The sequence below is a fragment of the Photobacterium makurazakiensis genome (genome assembly GCF_050336715.1).
GTDB lineage: Bacteria > Pseudomonadota > Gammaproteobacteria > Enterobacterales > Vibrionaceae > Photobacterium > Photobacterium makurazakiensis.
The window spans coordinates 1-18,499 of record NZ_JAKJSJ010000023.1 but is presented as its reverse complement, the minus strand read 5'-3'; the positions used below and the strand labels follow the sequence as shown (position 1 = coordinate 18,499).

The following is an 18,499-nucleotide window of genomic DNA, read 5'->3' as shown; positions in this document are numbered from 1 at the left end:
AATAAGAATGTATTTATTGGTGTAAGTGTAAATATACTTCTAGTCTTATTATCTGTTGGGTTATTAAGTATTGAACTTTTTTAATTTAAAATTTTGGTCATTAAACTGAAATAAATAACTGTGATTATTACATCAGTTTTTGTGCACAGCTGTGCACATTTGATAATTTAATTAATCTTGAGGTTTATATGCACAAGTCAATAAAGCTTGCTGGTTTATTAGCGGCTGTACTTTCGCTAGCAGCATGTAATAGCAGTGATAATGATGAGGGCGGGAAAGAGCTTCCAGCTTCTCAACAAACTGTTCGTTCACACTCTCATAATGATTACCATTTAGAAGACCCTTTTTATGGTGCACTAAATTTAGGGTTTGGTAGCTTTGAGGCTGATGTCTTTTGGCGTGATGGTTATGATGAAGTTTTGATAGCTCATGATGAGTGGGAAACGGCTTTAGAGTGGTCTTTCGATGAAATGTATATTCAGCCTATCGTAGAGCATGTAAGAAATAATGGTTATCAGTTTTTTGATAATTGGGATTACTCGGTTGTATTGCTTGTTGACATTAAAACTGAAGGATTAAGTACTTGGTTAGCCGTTGAAGAAGTCTTAGAGCAATACCCTGATGTATTTACTCGTTATGAAGATGGAGAAGTTCATCAAGGGCCTGTAACAGCCATTATTTCAGGTGATCGTCCAATTAATGAAATGAGTGATGCTAACCTTCGTTACTCATTTGTAGATGGTCGTATGGGTGACTTAGAAGAGGGGTATGATGCGACACTAATGCCATTGATTAGTAATAACTTTAATTACTTTAATAACGATAAGTTTGGTAATTTCTTTGGTAAAGGTGAGTGGCCTCAAGAAGCGTTAGATGAACTAAGCCGCATTACAGACATCGCACATGCTAACCATCAGAAGATCCGCTTCTGGGCTACGCCTGAAGGACGTGATGATATAAATGAGCATATATGGCGTGAATTGATTAATGCAGATGTAGATTTTATTAATACTGATCATCAACAAGCATTACACGATTGGTTACTTGAAAATGACCCACACCCGTCAAAGCCGAGTGTTGATTGGTTAGACCATGATGCCTGGTACTCAATGTACTAATTAAAAATATTATCGATAAAATAAGGGTTTATTTTGAAAAAATTAATTAAGGCAGCTGGACTACCATTTCTAGTGCTATCTTTGGCAGCATGTAATAGCAGTTCTAATAATAATGAAGTTGAACAAGAATCTGATGTTGTTGCGAGTAATAATGTTCGGTTAACTTACCTAGATGAAGTGCCTGAAACACCATTTGAACAAATCGTTAATTTCAAATCTGGTAGTGCTGAAGTTCATGTCTATTACAATGATGAAGACTATAAATATGTCACTATGGGCCGCGAAGAGTGGCACACCATGTATGACATGTCATTTGAGTATGAATTAATTAAACCGTTAGTTAATCATATTGAAAATAATAATGGAAAGTTTTATGAAGACTGGGATCATTCCTTCGCATTGATTGTTGAGGTACGAGGAAGTTCACAGCCTTATGAAACTTGGCAAGAAATAGAAGCAATGCTGGAAAAACACCCTGACGTATTCTCCCATTATAAAAATGGAGAGGTCTTCATGGGACCTGTTACTGTTATTCTATCTGGTAAAACAGACCAACTTCATAATGAGCTTGAAAGTACTAATGACAGGTATGCATTTCTTGATGGCAGCATAGATAATCATCTTGGTGTTGAAGAAAATTCAACATTAATGCCATTAGTTACCTCTAATTTTAGTTATTTTAATCGGGAAGAGTTTGGCAACTTCTTTGGTAAGGGAGAGTGGCCTGCTGAAGCTTTACAAGAGTTAGAGCGAATAACTGAATTAGCCCATAGCAATAATCAGAAAGTTCGTTTTTATTATACACCCGAAGGTGAAGACGAGGTTGATGATAAAATTTGGTCTGAATTGAATAATGCAGGTGTGGATTTTGTTCGCCCAAGATTATTTAATCTTGACAATTTTAATAGCTGGATGAAAGTGAATAATACTGAATACTTTACTCCAACATTAGATTGGTCTGAGCATTATGACTGGCATAAAAACAAATAATAAATTACTAATTAAGTGGAAATAGCATGAAAAATAATATTCTAATGTTGGGTACATTGGCAGCGAGCCTTCTACCTATGTATTCGGCTACGGCTTCTACTTCAAATAATGAACTCGTTGTATATTGCTCATCTGACGAAAACTGGTGTCGCGTTATGGCGGAATCATTCCAGCGTGAAACAGGTGTGAATGTATTAATGACTCGTCGTTCGTCTGGCGAAACGTATGCTCAAATACGGGCAGAAGGTGGGCAGCCTCGTGGTGATATTTGGTGGGGTGGAACGGGTGATCCGCACCTTCAAGCTGCACAAGAAGGAATCACTGCGCAATATAAGTCGAGTAAGCTTGATGAGCTACAAGATTGGGCAGTAAGACAAGCCAAAGCGTCTGATTACCATACTGTTGGTATTTACGCTGGTGGATTAGGGTTTGGCTATAACAGTGATTTAGTTAGGAATAATCAACCGCAGTGTTGGGCAGACTTGCTTGATTCTGATTTTAATGATGATGTTCAAGTCGCTAACCCGAACTCATCAGGTACGGCTTACACCATGCTAGCGACAATGGTTCAACTGTTTGGTGAAGATGAGGCTTTTGACTACCTTAAAAAGCTAAACGGAAATATTAATCAATATACTCAATCAGGCAGTGCACCAATACGAGCAGCAGGCACTGGTGAAACAGCGGTTGGTATTGTGTTTATGCATGACGCAGTTGCACAAGCCGCTCAAGGTGCACCAATTGTCACTGTATCTCCGTGTGAAGGTACAGGGTACGAAATTGGTTCAATGAGTATCATTAAAGGCGGTCCAAACCCTGATACGGCAAAAATGTGGTATGACTGGGCACTAACAGCTGATGCACAAAGCCTCGCAATTAAAGCGAACTCATATCAAGTACCATCTAATAAGCTTGCGATGACGCCACCTGAAGCCCCTAAGCTAGCGGATATTAAGCTTATTGATTATGACTTTGAACGTTACGGCTCTTCTGATGAGCGTACACGCCTGTTGAAACGTTGGGATGATGAAGTTGGGTCATTACGCTAATGCTAACGATGCTTAAATCTCAAAGGGCTGGCTACGGCTGGCTCTTTTTTATGCTGCTATCGATTGTGGCATTGCCTTGGTATAAGTCATCGGAGTCTTTATCTCCATGGTTAAACGGGGCTCTTTTTCAGGCTATTGATGGCTTTAGTTGGCTATGGCTAGCGGTCATTACGACATGCCTTACATTTGGTTTAATTCAAATGAAGAGGGGATTTGATTCCAACAGTGTGCTCTATGTGACTCTGGCTGGCATTAGCGTGGTTGTTGGGCAAGCATTTGCGATTCCATTAAACGGATCGTCAACTCATTGGTTAGTCGCACTTTTCCCCGCGGCATCTGAAGGGCAAGTTGGACTTGGGCTAGGTGGGTTTGGCTATATTGTTGCTGCTTTTGGTTTGCTATCAAACATACTGGCAAGCAGAGGCCTATGTAAGGGTGATCGCTTTGCCTGCGCCTCGGTTGTATTTATTTCATTGCTATTGGTTACATTTGTTTTTTATCCAATAACGAAGCTGATTCTTACAGCCTTTATTCTGCCTGATGGGCAGTGGGCGGTATCCCATTTATGGCCAAGTATTACTTCAAAAGAGCTGTGGCAACTCGATTGTACTTACAGTAATGGCCGATGTGGAGTTGTTATAAACTCACTTTTGCTCGCGGTATTGGCAGCCTCATTATCGACATTACTAGGGTTAGCATTGGCGCTTCTCTTTGTTAGGTCAAATTTCAAATATAAGCGCTTATTACGCGGACTCTCTATTTTACCAATCATTACTCCACCTTTTGTTGTCGGTGTCGCGATTATCGTGCTATTTGGTCGAAGTGGCTTAATAACAGGCTTTGTTGCTGATTTGTTTGATGTTCGCCCATCGCGATGGCTTTACGGCTTGCCGGGTGTCTTGATGGCTCAGGTATTAGCATTTACGCCTGTCACTTTTTTGGTTATACAAGGTGCACTTGAGGCGGTTAATCCTAGTTTAGAGGAAGCTTCGCAAACAATGGGTGCCAGTCCACTACAAAGCTTTTATAAGGTAACACTGCCTTTGTTGAAGCCGGGTATTGCGGCTGCATTTCTGCTTGCGTTTATTGAAAGCCTCGCTGATTTCGGTAACCCAATTGTGCTAGGTGGTAACTATGAAGTACTTTCGACCAAGATATTTTTCGCCGTTGTTGGTGCAAGGTATGACTTATCAAATGCCGCAGTATTATCGTTAATTCTGCTTAGCTTAACGTTATTAGCATTTTGGCTTCAAAATCGTTGGTTGGGTTCAAAGAGTTACGTCACGGTAACCGGAAAATCCGATGCTGGTGTTATCGCCCCGTTACCGAAGAGTGTTCAGCGAGGTGCGAGTAGTATTGTTGTTCCGTTCATTGTTTTAACGGTAGTTATTTATGCCATTGTGATGATCGGTGGGGTTGTGCAAGACATCGGACGCTGGGATCTTACGCCTTCGACAGCGCATTTAAGTACTGCTTTTGCATTCGACATAACAAGTGATGGGATTCAACTTTATGGTTCGGCATGGAATTCACTGAAAACAACGCTTTGGGTTTCAGCGCTTGCTGCACCCGTTACCGCTGTTTTGGGGATATTAACGGCTTGGTTAGTAACACGGCAGTCTTTCCGCGGTAGCCGTCAGTTTGAATTTATGACCATGCTAAGTTTCGCTATTCCCGGTACGGTTGTTGGTGTCTCATATGTGGCTGCATTCAATGTGCCGCCTGTCGATATTACTGGCACATTGATTATATTGATTATCTGTTTTGCCTTTAGGAACATGCCTGTAGGTATGAGAGCTGGCGTTGCTGCTCTATCGCAGATTGATAAATCGATGGAAGAAGCGAGTCAAACGATGGGAGCGGGTAGTTTTTCCACGCTGCACCGAGTGGTATTGCCATTGATTAAACCGGCAATTTTCACGGCGGTGACATATGCATTTGTTACTGCGATGACAGCCGTCTCTGCTGTTATTTTCCTTGTGAGTGCTCGTCATAATATGGCAACAGCTTACATTATGGGGCGCGTTGAAAATGGTGAGTATGCACTTGCAATTACTTACTCCGCAGTACTGATGTTGATCATGATTGTGGTCATAGCATTAATAACAAAAGGCCTAGGGCGTCGCTCGTTAAGGGCAAAACGGTCTCAACAATTAACGCAGCCGCAGACAAACTAGGGTTTATAGAAAATGAAAGAAATAGCAATAGAGTTAAAAAGTGTTAAGAAGCAGTTCGGTAAGTCGGTTGCTGTTAATGGTATTGATCTGACGATTAATCGCGGAGAATTAGTGACTTTTCTTGGCCCATCGGGCTGTGGAAAAACGACCACGTTACGATTAATTGCGGGCTTAGAATTACCTTCTAGTGGTGTCGTAAAAATTGATGGCCAAGATGTTAGCCAGTTAGCCGCTTCAGATAGAAATGTCGGCATGGTTTTCCAGTCATATGCGCTTTTCCCACATATGACAGTATTGGATAATGTGGTGTACGGCCCTGTCACGCGTGGCGAGAAAAAATCAGATGCAGTTGTTCGCGCTCATGAAGTACTGTCATTGATTGGGCTAGATGGCCTTTCTGATCGCTACCCATCAGAACTATCTGGTGGTCAGCAGCAACGAGTTGCCGTTGCAAGGGCAATTGTTCAGCAGCCTGATGTCTTACTGTTTGATGAACCATTATCGAATGTTGATGCAAAGCTTCGCCGAAAAGTACGTAATGAAATTCGTCAATTACAGCAGAGATTTGGCATAACAGCCGTGTATGTTACCCATGATCAAGAAGAAGCTTTAGCTGTTTCGGATAAAGTCGTTGTGATGAAAAACGGTATTATAGAACAGGTAGGCACACCAGAAGAATTGTACACAGAGCCTAGTTCTCGTTTTGTTGCCGACTTTATCGGTGATGCAAACTTAATTACAGGCAAAGTTGATAATGGTTTTTTCAAGGCTGGTCAATGGAAACTCAAATTGTTAACTGAGCATTTGGGTATGGCAACTGTTTCAATCCGTCCAGAACTGATTAGCTTTTTAGATGATCATACGAAAGGTGTCGATGGCAAAATATGCAGTGCGACCTATTTAGGTAGTCGTGTTGAATATGAGGTTGAAACGTCTTTTGGTGAGATATTGATCTCTCGCCCTGCTAATGAAGTACGTAAATGTGCGGATGATATAGTTAAATTAAATATTGCGCCTGAAAGCGTTATTCTTGTTGCTTAATGCAGCTAATAACCTCTTTTGAGCCTTAACGTTTAATGCTTGACTTGCTATTTACCTATCATTGAAAAACCACCTAAGTAATATTTAGGTGGTTTTTATTATGGATATTATTCTAAAGTGTTAATTCGTATTGTGCACACTTAATTGCGTGCTTAGCGAGTGAATCGATCACAATGCTCTCTTCCCCTACAACGACGTTGAGGAATCTATTATCTTCAGTGGTAAATTGCAGCGGGCTTTTCTCACAACAGCCTATGATTAAATGCTCTTTGCTTTTCGGTAGTTCCCATTCAATGTGATTTATATCTTCACTTGCATCAGATATAACGACTTCACTGTGAGAAGGGTCATTTTCATAGCCGAAGGCTAAAGTAGGGGATACGTTTTTATGATTTGCTAAACCTATTGTATAAGTATTTTTAGAGCCTGTAAGCGATATATGATTGCTTGATTTCTCTGCAGCCAAGGGTGAGTGAAGTCGCCACTGTACAGGCTTAGCTTCTTCAAGCTGGATCTTGTCGCATACCATTAGTCCTTTATCAGCGACGAAGACGATGGTGCGAATGAAACTGACTACATCCGTGTATGTTTTGCTAAGATCCAATTGCGCGAGATACCAATTATTGCCTGACTGACTTCTGATAACATTGGCCGTTGCTGACTCGTCATCTAGGATCTGCCCAATACCACCTATTAAGGGTAAGTTATGTGCTTTCGTTGTTCTAGTCCATTCGCTGTGGTGACCACTACCAAACCGGTAGCCATAGCTGCCACTTGGCGTGAGTACATTGTCGCCTGAGTCAATCAGTGCGATGTTACCTTGGTCAGCATGTCGGTGTGAGCTATTACCAAATTGGCTGGCCCTAAAATACAATGATGACTCTTTCCATTTCACATTGCCGAAGCCAGCAAAGTTATAGAGCTTGCTATAAAGGTTATCTGCAGCCGTTTCATTACTGGTAGTAGTCGCTTGTGGGTTATTTAAGCATTCAATTTGTTTTATGGTTGGAATTACATCCAGCAAATGTAGCTCGTAGGTATCAATATTTACTTCTAATGCTTTACACATATCGCGTGAAATTTTGTTACCGAAACGGTCTGCATATATGCGTAAAGGGTTCTGAGCAAAGAAACCTGGCCATTCAACGCTGTTATCCCGCTTACACCAAAAACCGTCACCAAATGGATGAATATCTTCATCACTGGCGACGAAGTCCATCGCAAACTGATGATAGTTTTTGTAGAAAGGGTGATTGTAAAACGAAAACCCGCTAATGCGCTCTACAGTAAGGAAGAAAGGGTGCTGCCACTTGCTGTAAGATGACGAATAAAAAGCCCCCTCAGCCCAACTTCCATCTTCACCACCATAAAATGGAAGTACGCTCTGGTATATCATTAGCGAGTATTCTAACCAACGTGTACAGACGCCGTGGTCAAATTCTTTATGAAGTGCTAAAGCCGCCACCCCAAGATAAGCCGGAAGGCGTGATGTATGGGAATGCCCAGGGTATTGTTTGAACATGTCTTGTTCTAACCGCTCTTCCATTTGGTAGGCAATTCGAATTAGCATCGGTCGAATGAAATCTTTTTCGCTATCAGTTAATAAAGGAGATAGCCAGTGGTAGGCTAAATAGAGGTTTCTTGATAATGAAAGTCCAACTTCGTCACCCCATGTGCAAGGACGTAATAACGAGGCAGGGCCTTCAGGGCTCCATTCAGCTAAACGAAGTAACAATGCGATAGCTTGATGGCCACTTTCTTCTTCACCCCAAATTTTATAAAGAAGGGTTAATGCCATTAAATCTCGGTCGATCCAATTTCGTACATTTGCAATCGCAGTACGTTTACCTTCTTCTGCTCCACGGCGGTAATGAGTTGGGTAGGTGATAGCATTGATATCAGCTAAGGCCGCTGTATTCTGTAGCTTGCTTAAAGTGGCTTGAGAGGCGTTGCATACTTTGCTTATGTCCTCGTCAAAATACATTAAGAATTGATCTTTGCCATGACAAAGTTCAAATAACTCTTGAGCTGTAGGCGGTAAATAGTTTTCTGTATCATCAGAAACACTGAAAGTTAGCCATTCCGAGACTTGATTATTTATATCGGTAACTCGCCAGCGATATTCACCGCTTGATAATAAAAATGGGAGCTGGAAAGGAGAGGATACGTTAACCCAACGCCATTGAAGTTGTTTTTCAACATGCTCAAGATCGATAGAGTATGTGTACTCGTATTTTTCCTGAGGCCAATTAAAGCGCGGTGGATTAACCGCCGATGGTTGTTGGTTTTTCGGGGATACAAAAACTTGAAAATCGTGGTGTCGGTCTAAAGATAACATGCTAAACCTCCTCTTTATACCAGTGATACTTGCCACTTTTAGGATCAATTTTTCCAATTTCTTTCGCTGGTGTACCAGCCACAATGGAATAAGGTTCCACGGTTTGTGTGACCACAGAATTGGCGCAAACTAATGCACATTTACCGACGGTGACACCGGGCGTAATGACGACGCCAGACGTTAACCAAACACCATCCTCAATGTTTACTTTTCCTTTTTGAAGGTTACTGCGAGCACTGAAATGGTCGGTTTGCGGATCGTATAAGTGGTTGGATGCTACGATCGAGACGTGTGGACCAATCAAGACATTCAGACCAATAGATACATCACCGTTGATATAGCTATAGAGACCAACATACGAGTTTTCACCAATTTGGTTGTCACCAATTCTCACAATGGCGCCTGGTGCAACTCTTACCCCAGAGTTGTTGAAGCCGATGATTTTTGCTCTTGCATTGTCATCTTCGAAATTATTACTTTGGGTGGTGTAGAGGGTGAATTTTCGAAATTCTTCATCACTGAGTTCACCACCAAATCGTTGTTGTACTGACATGTCTTCCCCAAAGAGGTAGGAACAACGTTCCTACCTCTCATACTGATATATTTATTTGATTAAGTGTTTGATGTTGCAACTTCTAGTTGCGGTGCCGTTTTAATTGTTCGCAGGAGTATGAATCCGATGAGTCCTACAATACCCGCGACAATAAGGAACAGTGCCTTGCCCCATAATGGATTAGGAACAAACGCTAGCATCGATAAGAAAACCGAAGCGGTAAGTAGCATTTTTCCAAGCATATCGTGCTGTTTGTTATCCATTGCAATGCTTGCTTCAGAGTCTTCCACGACAACTTCAGTATCGACGTTGTTGAAGAATGTATTAATTTCAGCGGCACGTTCTGGCGATGGTTCTTTATAAAAGAATTGAGAAAGTACAAAGAACGGTAGTGTGATAGACATGTGTCCAATAACACCCATTGTTACCGATTTCATTTCCGAGAACTCACGAGCAGAGATTGGAGTTTCAAGGTTAAAGAGTGTTTCAATTGCCTGCGGTGTTATACCAAATGCGATGATTGCAGATACACACATACCAACGAGGATTGTACCCCAACCAGCCCAGTCAGGCGTTTTACGTATAAAGAAGCACAGGATTGAAGGGATAAGAACAGGGAAGCCAACTAATGTGCCTACAAGCATCATTAGGTCAAATAAGCCAAACTCTTTCAACGATGTTAAGAATAAACCTGTCACGATGATGATCACACCAAATACCGCCGTTAGTATTTTACTTGCTAGCATTAGGTGTTTTTCAGAGAAATCTTTACAGAAGTAAGGTTCATAGACACTTTTAAGAATGATACCAGCATTACGGTTTAGGGCTGAATCCATCGATGACATTGTTGCTGCAAACATTGCAGCTAGCATTAAGCCGACCATACCAACTGGCATTTCACGTTTTACAAAAATGTAGTAGGTAGCATCTGCAATATTATTACCTAGGCCATCAAGTCCCCAAGTTGTGATATCTGGATAATTTCCCGCAACGAACCATGCCGGAAGGAACCAAGTTAGTGGACCAATGATCATTAATGAACAAGCTAGTAGCGCCGCTTTACGTGCGTTTTTAGTATCTTTTGATGCAATGAATCGGTAGGAATCGACCATGTTGTTGGTACTAAAGAACTGTTTAACAAAAATACAGATAAACCAGCCAACAAAAAGGTAAGTGTAGCTATAACCATCACCAATAAGTTGTTGAGTTGGAAGACCGACTTCTAATAAGTTACCAACACCACCTGACTTCCAAATTGCGACCATAGCAGCAACAAATGTCATCACGGTAATGATGATCATCTGCATGAAATCAGAAGCAATAACAGCCCAGCTACCGCCGACTAGTGACATGAATAATACGACTAAACCTGCACCAATAATTGTTTGTTCAAGTGGTACCCCAATAACGGCACTTGTAAAGACAGCCAAGCCATTAAGCCAAATCGCGGCTTGTAAGACACTAAGCGGTACATTTGCCCAAGTGAATACTTGCTCATTGGTTTTACCAAGGCGTAGCCTTACTCCCTGTAAAGGACTGATCACCCGCATTTGACGAGCTTTCGCAGCAAAGAAAAGATAATTACAAAAGTAGCCTAATGCGTTTGCGAAGAAGACAACTGCGACGGACATACCACTGGTTAACGCTTTCCCCATAAGACCTGTGAAGGTCATTGCGCTTAGTGCCATCATAAAAGCACTTGAGCCAACCATCCACCAGAGCATTCGGCCGCCCCCTCGGAAATAATCACTTGTATTGGCTGCTGCAGAGCGGAATACCCAGCCTAAGCTCATGAGAAAGGTGAAGTAAACCAATACAACAATAATATCTATATCCATGTGTATGTTCCTGTAGTAATAGGGCAAGTAAGCAAGATCTCTCCCTTTTGTTCTTGTTGGCGGGATGCATACGAATGCTTGAGACTTGATGCACGTTTCACTATAAAGATGCTTACATATCAGTGGAAATAATATTAATGTATAACAATAATACAAATGATGAATAAGCAAAGTGAATGGACATAAAAACACTCAAAACGTTTGTGACTGTAGCAAAGATAAAAAATTTCTCGGCGGCAGCCAGAGAGCTCCATACTGTACAACCGACAGTCTCTAGGCATGTGTCTGATCTTGAAAGTGAGCTTGGTGTGAAGTTATTTTTACGGACGACACACCAAGTTGAGCTGACTAAAGCCGGTGACTCCTTGTTGCCTGAAGCATTAAAAATAATATCAAATGATAAGAGGGTTAAAGATCTTATTCGTCAATCAAATGATAGTAGTGAGTATCAAATTAATATTGGTTATTTAGCGACGGCAAGCTCATTTTTCATGCCAAAGTTAATTAATAGTTTTAGTGCGTCTCATACCAATGTACTGACTACTTTGCATGAAATGACAGCTCAAGAACAATATGAAGCGCTAATTGAAAACAAAATAGATATTGCCTTTTCTCGGCGTCAACCCAAGCTTGATGGAAATCTATTTAATGTTGAAGAAATTTATATTGATAGGCTGGTGGCAATCGTACCGAAACATCACCCGCTATCAAGTGAAAAAAGTCTAAGTATTAGTGAGTTACGTGATGAGAAGTTTATTCTCTTCCGCCGTGCGGAATGGACAGAGATGTATGAACATATTTTGCATTTATTTCAAGAAAGTGGCTTCTCTCCTAATATCACTTTTCATCCTGATAATATGAGAAACCTAGTCACTTCAGTATCTTCAGGGCTTGGTATTTCAATTGCGCCAGAGTGCATTAAGTTTATCGCGCAGGAAAACTGTGTTTGTATTCCGATCAACGAAATTAATTTAATTTTGCCATTATATATTTACTACAAACGCACTGGCTCTAACGCCCAACTTCTCGATTTGGTGAAGACATGTAAAGAACATGCCCCTAGCATTCAAGATATGCTTCTATCATGATGTTATTGAGAGTACTTACTTTAAACACTGGTTTAGTGGTTTAGCTTTTTTGAGTAATCGCGGTCTTTAAAATCTGTCGTTTTGCTGTGTGGAAAGGGTCATTTGCATAACGTCGATGATAGATCATGAACAATCTTACGGGCTTCATTTTAAAAGGGTAATGATGAACTCGAAGGTTGAGTTTTGGCGCTAACTTCTCTGCAATTGAACGAGGAGAAGAAGCGATATAATCGCTGACAGAAGAAAGAATTAACATACTAGATAGAGAGCCCGTTTCAATCTTTACTTTACGCGGCTCAACAGGCTTTTCAGCGAGATTGTTGATGGTATTGGTATTGTTTCGAGTGAATTTTACCGCGATGTGTTCTTCTGCGAAATATTCTTCTTTTGTCATTTGAGCATGGATTCTGGGATGATCTAACCGTGTTAAACATGTCGGTTCTTCTTGGTGGAATTCTTCCACAATAAGCGAATGTTGCCTACTAGACATGACATCGATAACTAGATCGACCTTTTGCGTGTAGAGGTCATCAAAGATGGCTTTTTCCTCTAATGGCGTTTCACTTAGCTTAATTCCTTCTATATGGCTGACTAGGTGCAATACCATTTCACTGCAATAGACAGTAAGAGACTCTTGTTGCGTACCAATGGTTTCTAATACAGTAAGCGGCAACTCAATCTTATTTGCTAACGCAACTGCGGCGCCTGTCGGTGCGATCCCTCGTCCATCTCGAACAAAGAGGGGCTTTCCAACAAAATTTTCGAGCCTCTTTAAGGCTGCGCTCACCGCTGGCTGAGATAAATCTAATTCTTCAGCGGCAACAGTAATGGAAGTGTGTTTATAGACACTCAAAAAGGTTGTTAGTAAATTCAGATCCACAGTTGTACCTCATTAACCACGTATTTTTAACGTTGTCTGAATCCCATTAATTCTAGTTCGCAATAGGATTTTAGTGCCTGAGATTTTTGTCTAAATTAATCTGCCAGCTTAGTTTTTGAGCAACCAGTGGAGAAAGGCGGGTAGGTTTTTGCGCAGTAGAGGGGGATTTGGTCATGATTTTAGAACAGTGATAAAGAATAATGACTAATAGGTAGACATTACTCTTAACCTATCAGCCATTTATTTGTGAATGATGTACTTAGAGACCATTTCGAGTAACTAATATTGAACCTGTTTAATGAATTGTGAAACGTCATCTTTGATTAACGCTGGTGCGTCGGCTTGTTGATGGTGCTGTCTTATCATCAAACGTTCGTATGGCTGGTCAATATCGGTCATAGACACAACCAATGTACACATTAAAGCAATGATTAAATGTTTCATTTTAGTACCTTTGTGCCAGGGAAAAATTGAGACCAAATACCGAAATGTATACCGTTATGGGTCGAGACTTGTTCACCTACAGCGTTTAAAAGCCTTACCACATCACCATCGGTAGAAATCGTTAATACATCATCGTTTAGTTGAAATTCAAAGCCGTCATTAGCACGAGCAAAGTCAGGGTCAATTGCGATTTGTTGTTTGCCATTGTCGTAACCGAAAACCTCTATTTTAGGATTAAGTCGTGAATCTATAAGGTTTAACGTATCGAACATAAAATTAGGGTTATTAATATCACGCTGATCTTGCAAGGGTTTTTCAAACAACCCAAGTAAAATATTGTCTATTATCCTTTCCATTCCATAGATGTATACCTTGGCATCTGGATACATACCTTTCGCTTTCTCCCAATCCATTTGCGTGTTTGGGTGAACCGTGGTCGAATGATCAGTAAACTCTGATTGCATGGTAATTTGTTGGATAGCAGTGCCATTTTTTACATCTTTAAAAATAAGGTTGTTATGTACTTGGCCAAGTACCTGTAGGTCAGAGTTTCCTAGGCCATAATCAGTCTCTACGACCATCGGGAGATTAGATAGACCACAGTATGTTATCGCATAACCAATGCCTTCAGATTCCCAACCAGCAACATGAGGTACCTGAAGGTGGTAGCGAGGGAAGATTCGAACCTCACCATTGATTTCAGTGACATAAACGCGTGAATCTTCTTCTGGAATCAACATGTCAGCATCCTTTACGGAATAATATTTAGCGTTCAGCTGCTCTGTCGGGAATGCCGTCGGCATCGCAAAAGACTGTGCCCAAAAGGTTATGCCAACCCCCATAGAAGCAAGTCCTAGCCAGATTGGTTTCCAGAATTTACCGCGATAGTTAGCAATCCAAAGCGTAATTAATGCGATGATTTGGATAGTCCAAAACAATGGCATATAGCGGTAGTAGTGAAGTAACCAGTTTCTTGGTACACCGATAACCTGACCAGGCTCTGTCATTAGCACAACACAGAAGATGGCAATGATTGCGAGCGTAAAGGCATATAAATTAAAGAGAATCTTCATACTGATATCCTATGAGTGCTTACATTTAACCAATCCGGGTTAAAGGACACTTGCGAGTAAGTAGCTAGCGCATGAGCTGCGATCCCAATGAGCTACACCGTTTGTTATTCAAAGACACCTTGGTTGTTTGTCACTTTAATTCTGTAGGGTAAGTGGCTGTGTCTTTATGGTTGGTATTTGAACACTTGAGGGCTGGGGGATACATAAGGCTAGCTATGGTTAATACATAACTTGAGGTGATGTTTTGTGGGGAAGGGTATTCTTTATGTCAATGTCTGGGGGGGGCGATTATAACTCTTGGTAGATTTAAGTCAGCATGGCTTGGGCTATACGCTAACCCAAGCCATGAGATAGGACGCTATAAAGTTATTGGTGTACGACGTTGCTCTTAGCTTGTTTCTTTTTCATCTTCATCGTTGAATATACAGAGAAGACAGCAAGTACAATAAATGCCAGTGCGATTGGCCTTTCGTATAAAAATGACCAACTTCCTTCATACATCAAGAGAGACTTCCTCAAGTTCGTTTCTGCCATTGGCCCGAGAATAATAGCGAGCAATATTGGTGAGGAAGGGATCTCTATCTTATTCAATACAAAACCGAGTAAACCAAATGAGATAGCAATACCAACATCGAACATAGAATTATTAATTGCATAGGCGCCAATCACCGAGAGGAAAATGATAATTGGGATCATAATGATCTTTGGTACTTCAATGATGCGACAGAAAAAGCGAATGCCGACTAAGCCGATAATTAGCATGATAATGTTAGCAACAAGCATTGAGCTAAATACGCCATAAACGACTTCAGGGTTTTGGCTAAATAGCAGTGGGCCAGGGGTTAACCCTTGCACAATCAATGCACCAAGCAAAACAGCGGCAACAGCATCTCCTGGGACACCAAGCGTTAATAGGGGAACTAGCGATCCTCCTGTCACACCATTATTACCGGCTTCTGCTGCGGCTAAACCATGCACAGACCCTTTACCAAACTCGTCGGGATTTTTTGCGGAACGTTTTGCCTCGTTGTAGCATACGAACGCAGAAATATCAGCGCCAGCACCGGGTACAGAACCAATGGTTGTCCCCATTAAACCACTCTTAACAGCCGTTGGTAGCATTGCTTTTAAGTCAGTTTTGCTCAATAGCTTATGGTCAAATTTCGGTGGTGCACTTTTCTTCTGTGCATGTAGTTTTTCTAATTGATTAAGGCCTTCTGATATAGCAAATAAGCCAATCAATACGGGTATAACGTTAATACCGCTATAGAGGTCCATTACATCGAAGGTAAAGCGCGGTACGCTGCTAATAGGATCAAGTCCGACGGTCGATATCAGTAGCCCGATAGTCCCGGCAAGTAAGCCTTTTAAGATGTTTTTTGAAGAGACGCTGGCAATAATGGTTAAGCCAAAGAGTGCCAAGGCAAAATATTCTGGCGCATTAAACTTGAGTGCAAAATCAGCCAGTAAAGGCGCAATCGCGATTAATACTATGGTACTGATTAAACCGCCCACAAAAGAAGCAACGGCAGATATACTGAGTGCTCTTGCGGCTTGCCCTTTTACGGCTAACGTGTGGCCATCAAGCACTGTTGCCGCAGAGGCTGGCGTACCGGGTGTTTTAAGTAATATTGCCGCAATCGAGCCACCATAGATGCCACCGATGTAGACGCCAATTAGCATTACGAGTGCAGCCGTTGGTTCCATACCAAAGGTGAAGGGGAGCAAAATAGCGACCCCCATTGTTGCGGTTAAGCCAGGTAAGGCACCGAGAATAATTCCGCCAAGTACCCCGAAAACCAAGACTGGAAAAACGGTTGGGCTAAAGGCCGTAAAAAGACCTGTCATTAAATGTTCTAGCATAACGGCCTCTTAAAAAATAATGCCTTCAGGAAGTGCAATTAAGAACACTTCACCGAATAGGTAGTAAACAGAAAAAACAAAAACGGCAGCAACGACATAATAAAGTGGCTTCTTAACGTTGAAGTAAATAAGGTATGAGGTGAAGGCGATAAGACTTGCAAAAAGATAGCCAATAAAATGAATGAGTAGTGCGTAACCAATGAGAAAAATGACACCAAAAACAGATAGTTTAGAAAAAAGAGAGTCTTCAGCTTCGAGTGCTTGTTTGTTCATTTTCATTTTGTGTTGAACAAGTAATACTCCGCAGATGATGATTTGTGCAATAACAACAACCATGGGGAAAAACCGAGCATCGACACTGGCATCTTGAAACATCGGTTTGTCAAATTGGCTTATAATAAATAATGCAGCCGCACTTAAGAAAATAATAAGGGACGGGAAAAGAAAGTTTCTATTCAGCATAGAATCCATCCTTATGTTGAACGTGGTAATAAGAATAGAGCCAACAAACGATTGTTGGCTCTAGGGCGGTGACTACTTAATTAAAGTGCCAAGTGCTTGTGTATCTTCATAAACGAACTTAGTAAAGTCTTCAGCATTCAGGTTATGGATAGTCATCGCACCTGTTTCCATGAATGATTTAAACTCTTCACTCGCCATTGCTGTATCAAATGCTTTGCCAAGTCTTTCAATGACTTCATCTGGTGTGTTTTTCGGTGCCCCAATACCACGCCATGTACCTGTTACAACATTAATACCTTGCTCTTTTAAGGTTGGAACATCTTTAATGAAAGAGATGCGTTCGTCAGACATTACACCAAGTGCTTTTAATTGACCTGAACGTAATTGAGCAATGGATTCGCCAGGTGTAACCATAGTGACATCAGTATGATTGCCTAAAACCGCAGGAATCGCTTCAGAAGCACCGTTATAAGGAATCGCATTGAGTTTAATGCCTTGGTCTTTTTCTAATGCCATCAAATAGAAGTTAGGAGCAGCTGTCGAAGCAAATTTAACTTTACCTGGCTCACGTTTCGCTTCTTCGATTAAATCATTAATTGTGTTGTATGGGCTGTCAGCGGCAACGAGGACAACTGCAGGGTCAAGGTTTACCATCCGAATCAGCTTAAAGTCATCAGCATCGTGTCTCATTAACCCCATTTGAGGAAGAGAAGCAATCTCACGAGTAACTACCGTTAGTGTATAACCATCTGCACGTTGTTGGGCACCAAAGCTCATTCCAACAGCGCCTGCGCCACCTGTACGGTTCATGACAGCAATATTTTGGCCTAATACATCTTTTGCACTATTAGCCAATGTTCGACCAACAGCATCAGTACCGCCGCCAGCACCAAATGGAACAACTAAGCGAATGTTTTTACTTGGGTAATCTGCTGAGATTGCAGAGGCTGAAACAAGTACGCCTGCGGTTACCATTGCTGCTTTTAAGAATTTATTCATAGCTTTAGACCTTATTATTTTTCAAATCGGTAAGTTTGAGTAGGGTTATTTATTTTTGTAGTTTGGTAGTCATTCATCGTAAGTTGCTCTATTGCAAGTGCAATCCAACCGCTGATTAACATGTCGTACCATTGTTGAACGCCGCTACAGGCGACAACGATATTGCCGTAAACAAAAGAGCCGTAATAAAGCACATCATCATCATGAAGAGAGCTTGGGTGAATGGTTTGGTGGGATATATTCGCTTGAGAATCTCGCCAAGCTTGTTGTGCTTTTTTTCTAGCGAGTTGATCGAAGGGGATCGTCCATGCATCAGGCTCACCAATAGACGTTTCAACCAATATTGCTTCTTCGAAGTTCGATTCCCAAGGCTTAACTTGAGGGTTCATCACTACGATATGGAGTTCTTGTCGATTAGTACGTGTAAATAAACGCTCTATCGATGGTCTAACTATTTCAATTGCATCTAAGACAATATCCTTTTGAGTATTCATCCTAATATTCCAATCCTTTGACTCAATAATATAAGGTTAAGGTATTGTATTATTATATACCAATCAAAGGGTGTTCGGGTAAAAGGATATAT

At 41.2% G+C, this 18,499-nt stretch carries 16 protein-coding genes; 6 read left to right on the top strand and 10 right to left on the bottom strand.

Annotated features, from left to right (window positions below):
• The first annotated feature begins 188 nt into the window (after positions 1 to 188).
• Genes L4D09_RS11450 through L4D09_RS11430 form a run of 5 tightly spaced genes read left to right on the top strand, consistent with a single transcriptional unit; the run spans position 189 to position 6,375 of the window.
• Positions 189 to 1,118 carry a phosphatidylinositol-specific phospholipase C/glycerophosphodiester phosphodiesterase family protein gene (locus L4D09_RS11450; RefSeq protein ID WP_428457648.1) on the top strand — a complete coding sequence of 310 codons (930 nt, stop codon included), beginning with the start codon at positions 189 to 191 and terminating at the stop codon, positions 1,116 to 1,118.
• A gap of 33 nt (positions 1,119 to 1,151) precedes the next feature.
• On the top strand, positions 1,152 to 2,108 hold the full coding sequence (locus L4D09_RS11445) for a PI-PLC domain-containing protein (protein WP_428457647.1): 957 nt from the start codon (positions 1,152 to 1,154) through the stop codon (positions 2,106 to 2,108).
• A 26-nt stretch (positions 2,109 to 2,134) separates the two neighbouring features.
• A complete protein-coding gene (locus L4D09_RS11440; protein WP_428457646.1) occupies positions 2,135 to 3,157 on the top strand; it encodes an ABC transporter substrate-binding protein in 1,023 nt (340 codons plus the stop codon).
• A 50-nt stretch (positions 3,158 to 3,207) separates the two neighbouring features.
• On the top strand, positions 3,208 to 5,334 hold the full coding sequence (locus tag L4D09_RS11435) for an ABC transporter permease (RefSeq protein WP_428457645.1): 2,127 nt from the start codon (positions 3,208 to 3,210) through the stop codon (positions 5,332 to 5,334).
• 12 nt (positions 5,335 to 5,346) lie between these two features.
• A complete protein-coding gene (locus L4D09_RS11430; RefSeq protein ID WP_428457644.1) occupies positions 5,347 to 6,375 on the top strand; it encodes an ABC transporter ATP-binding protein in 1,029 nt (342 codons plus the stop codon).
• Positions 6,376 to 6,487: 112 nt separating this feature from the next.
• Here the strand turns inward: L4D09_RS11430 and L4D09_RS11425 are convergent, their stop codons facing one another.
• The 3 genes from L4D09_RS11425 to L4D09_RS11415 are packed head-to-tail and all read right to left on the bottom strand — an operon-like array spanning position 6,488 to position 11,104.
• On the bottom strand, positions 6,488 to 8,713 hold the full coding sequence (locus tag L4D09_RS11425) for a heparinase II/III domain-containing protein (protein ID WP_428457643.1): 2,226 nt from the start codon (positions 8,711 to 8,713) through the stop codon (positions 6,488 to 6,490).
• Position 8,714: 1 nt separating this feature from the next.
• A complete protein-coding gene (locus L4D09_RS11420; RefSeq protein ID WP_428457642.1) occupies positions 8,715 to 9,266 on the bottom strand; it encodes an acyltransferase in 552 nt (183 codons plus the stop codon).
• A gap of 59 nt (positions 9,267 to 9,325) precedes the next feature.
• On the bottom strand, positions 9,326 to 11,104 hold the full coding sequence (locus L4D09_RS11415; RefSeq protein ID WP_428457641.1) for a sodium:solute symporter family transporter: 1,779 nt from the start codon (positions 11,102 to 11,104) through the stop codon (positions 9,326 to 9,328).
• A 176-nt stretch (positions 11,105 to 11,280) separates the two neighbouring features.
• On the opposite strand from L4D09_RS11415, the gene L4D09_RS11410 reads away from it, so the two are divergent.
• Positions 11,281 to 12,192, top strand: a complete 912-nt coding sequence (locus tag L4D09_RS11410; RefSeq protein ID WP_428457640.1) for a LysR family transcriptional regulator — start codon at positions 11,281 to 11,283, stop codon at positions 12,190 to 12,192.
• Positions 12,193 to 12,232: 40 nt separating this feature from the next.
• On the opposite strand, the gene L4D09_RS11405 is transcribed toward L4D09_RS11410, so the two are convergent.
• The 7 genes from L4D09_RS11405 to L4D09_RS11375 form a co-directional block, all read right to left on the bottom strand.
• Positions 12,233 to 13,072 (bottom strand): LysR family transcriptional regulator, encoded by an 840-nt coding sequence (locus L4D09_RS11405; RefSeq protein ID WP_428457639.1) that lies wholly within the window; start codon positions 13,070 to 13,072, stop codon positions 12,233 to 12,235.
• A gap of 279 nt (positions 13,073 to 13,351) precedes the next feature.
• Positions 13,352 to 13,516 (bottom strand): hypothetical protein, encoded by a 165-nt coding sequence (locus tag L4D09_RS11400; protein WP_428457638.1) that lies wholly within the window; start codon positions 13,514 to 13,516, stop codon positions 13,352 to 13,354.
• A complete protein-coding gene (locus L4D09_RS11395) occupies positions 13,513 to 14,589 on the bottom strand; it encodes a DUF3179 domain-containing (seleno)protein (RefSeq protein ID WP_428457637.1) in 1,077 nt (358 codons plus the stop codon). The genes L4D09_RS11400 and L4D09_RS11395 overlap by 4 nt, the downstream gene beginning before the upstream one ends.
• A gap of 366 nt (positions 14,590 to 14,955) precedes the next feature.
• Complete coding sequence (locus tag L4D09_RS11390) at positions 14,956 to 16,452, bottom strand: tripartite tricarboxylate transporter permease (protein WP_428457636.1); 1,497 nt, start codon at positions 16,450 to 16,452, stop codon at positions 14,956 to 14,958.
• 9 nt (positions 16,453 to 16,461) lie between these two features.
• Positions 16,462 to 16,914, bottom strand: a complete 453-nt coding sequence (locus tag L4D09_RS11385) for a tripartite tricarboxylate transporter TctB family protein (protein ID WP_428457635.1) — start codon at positions 16,912 to 16,914, stop codon at positions 16,462 to 16,464.
• Positions 16,915 to 16,986: 72 nt separating this feature from the next.
• Complete coding sequence (locus tag L4D09_RS11380) at positions 16,987 to 17,913, bottom strand: tripartite tricarboxylate transporter substrate binding protein (protein ID WP_428457634.1); 927 nt, start codon at positions 17,911 to 17,913, stop codon at positions 16,987 to 16,989.
• A gap of 14 nt (positions 17,914 to 17,927) precedes the next feature.
• Positions 17,928 to 18,407 (bottom strand): hypothetical protein, encoded by a 480-nt coding sequence (locus L4D09_RS11375; protein ID WP_428457633.1) that lies wholly within the window; start codon positions 18,405 to 18,407, stop codon positions 17,928 to 17,930.
• Between the last annotated feature and the right edge of the window lie 92 nt (positions 18,408 to 18,499).

Bases quoted from the DNA above. Each gene is read 5' to 3' on its own strand.
- L4D09_RS11450 (WP_428457648.1), top strand. From the start codon at position 189: ATGCACAAGTCAATAAAGCTTGCTGGTTTATTAGCGGCTGTACTTTCG.
- L4D09_RS11440 (WP_428457646.1), top strand. From the start codon at position 2,135: ATGAAAAATAATATTCTAATGTTGGGTACATTGGCAGCGAGCCTTCTA.
- L4D09_RS11435 (WP_428457645.1), top strand. From the start codon at position 3,208: ATGCTGCTATCGATTGTGGCATTGCCTTGGTATAAGTCATCGGAGTCT.
- L4D09_RS11430 (WP_428457644.1), top strand. From the start codon at position 5,347: ATGAAAGAAATAGCAATAGAGTTAAAAAGTGTTAAGAAGCAGTTCGGT.
- L4D09_RS11425 (WP_428457643.1), bottom strand. From the start codon at position 8,713: ATGTTATCTTTAGACCGACACCACGATTTTCAAGTTTTTGTATCCCCG.
- L4D09_RS11420 (WP_428457642.1), bottom strand. From the start codon at position 9,266: ATGTCAGTACAACAACGATTTGGTGGTGAACTCAGTGATGAAGAATTT.
- L4D09_RS11415 (WP_428457641.1), bottom strand. From the start codon at position 11,104: ATGGATATAGATATTATTGTTGTATTGGTTTACTTCACCTTTCTCATG.
- L4D09_RS11410 (WP_428457640.1), top strand. From the start codon at position 11,281: ATGGACATAAAAACACTCAAAACGTTTGTGACTGTAGCAAAGATAAAA.
- L4D09_RS11400 (WP_428457638.1), bottom strand. From the start codon at position 13,516: ATGAAACATTTAATCATTGCTTTAATGTGTACATTGGTTGTGTCTATG.
- L4D09_RS11395 (WP_428457637.1), bottom strand. From the start codon at position 14,589: ATGAAGATTCTCTTTAATTTATATGCCTTTACGCTCGCAATCATTGCC.
- L4D09_RS11390 (WP_428457636.1), bottom strand. From the start codon at position 16,452: ATGCTAGAACATTTAATGACAGGTCTTTTTACGGCCTTTAGCCCAACC.
- L4D09_RS11385 (WP_428457635.1), bottom strand. From the start codon at position 16,914: ATGCTGAATAGAAACTTTCTTTTCCCGTCCCTTATTATTTTCTTAAGT.
- L4D09_RS11380 (WP_428457634.1), bottom strand. From the start codon at position 17,913: ATGAATAAATTCTTAAAAGCAGCAATGGTAACCGCAGGCGTACTTGTT.
- L4D09_RS11375 (WP_428457633.1), bottom strand. From the start codon at position 18,407: ATGAATACTCAAAAGGATATTGTCTTAGATGCAATTGAAATAGTTAGA.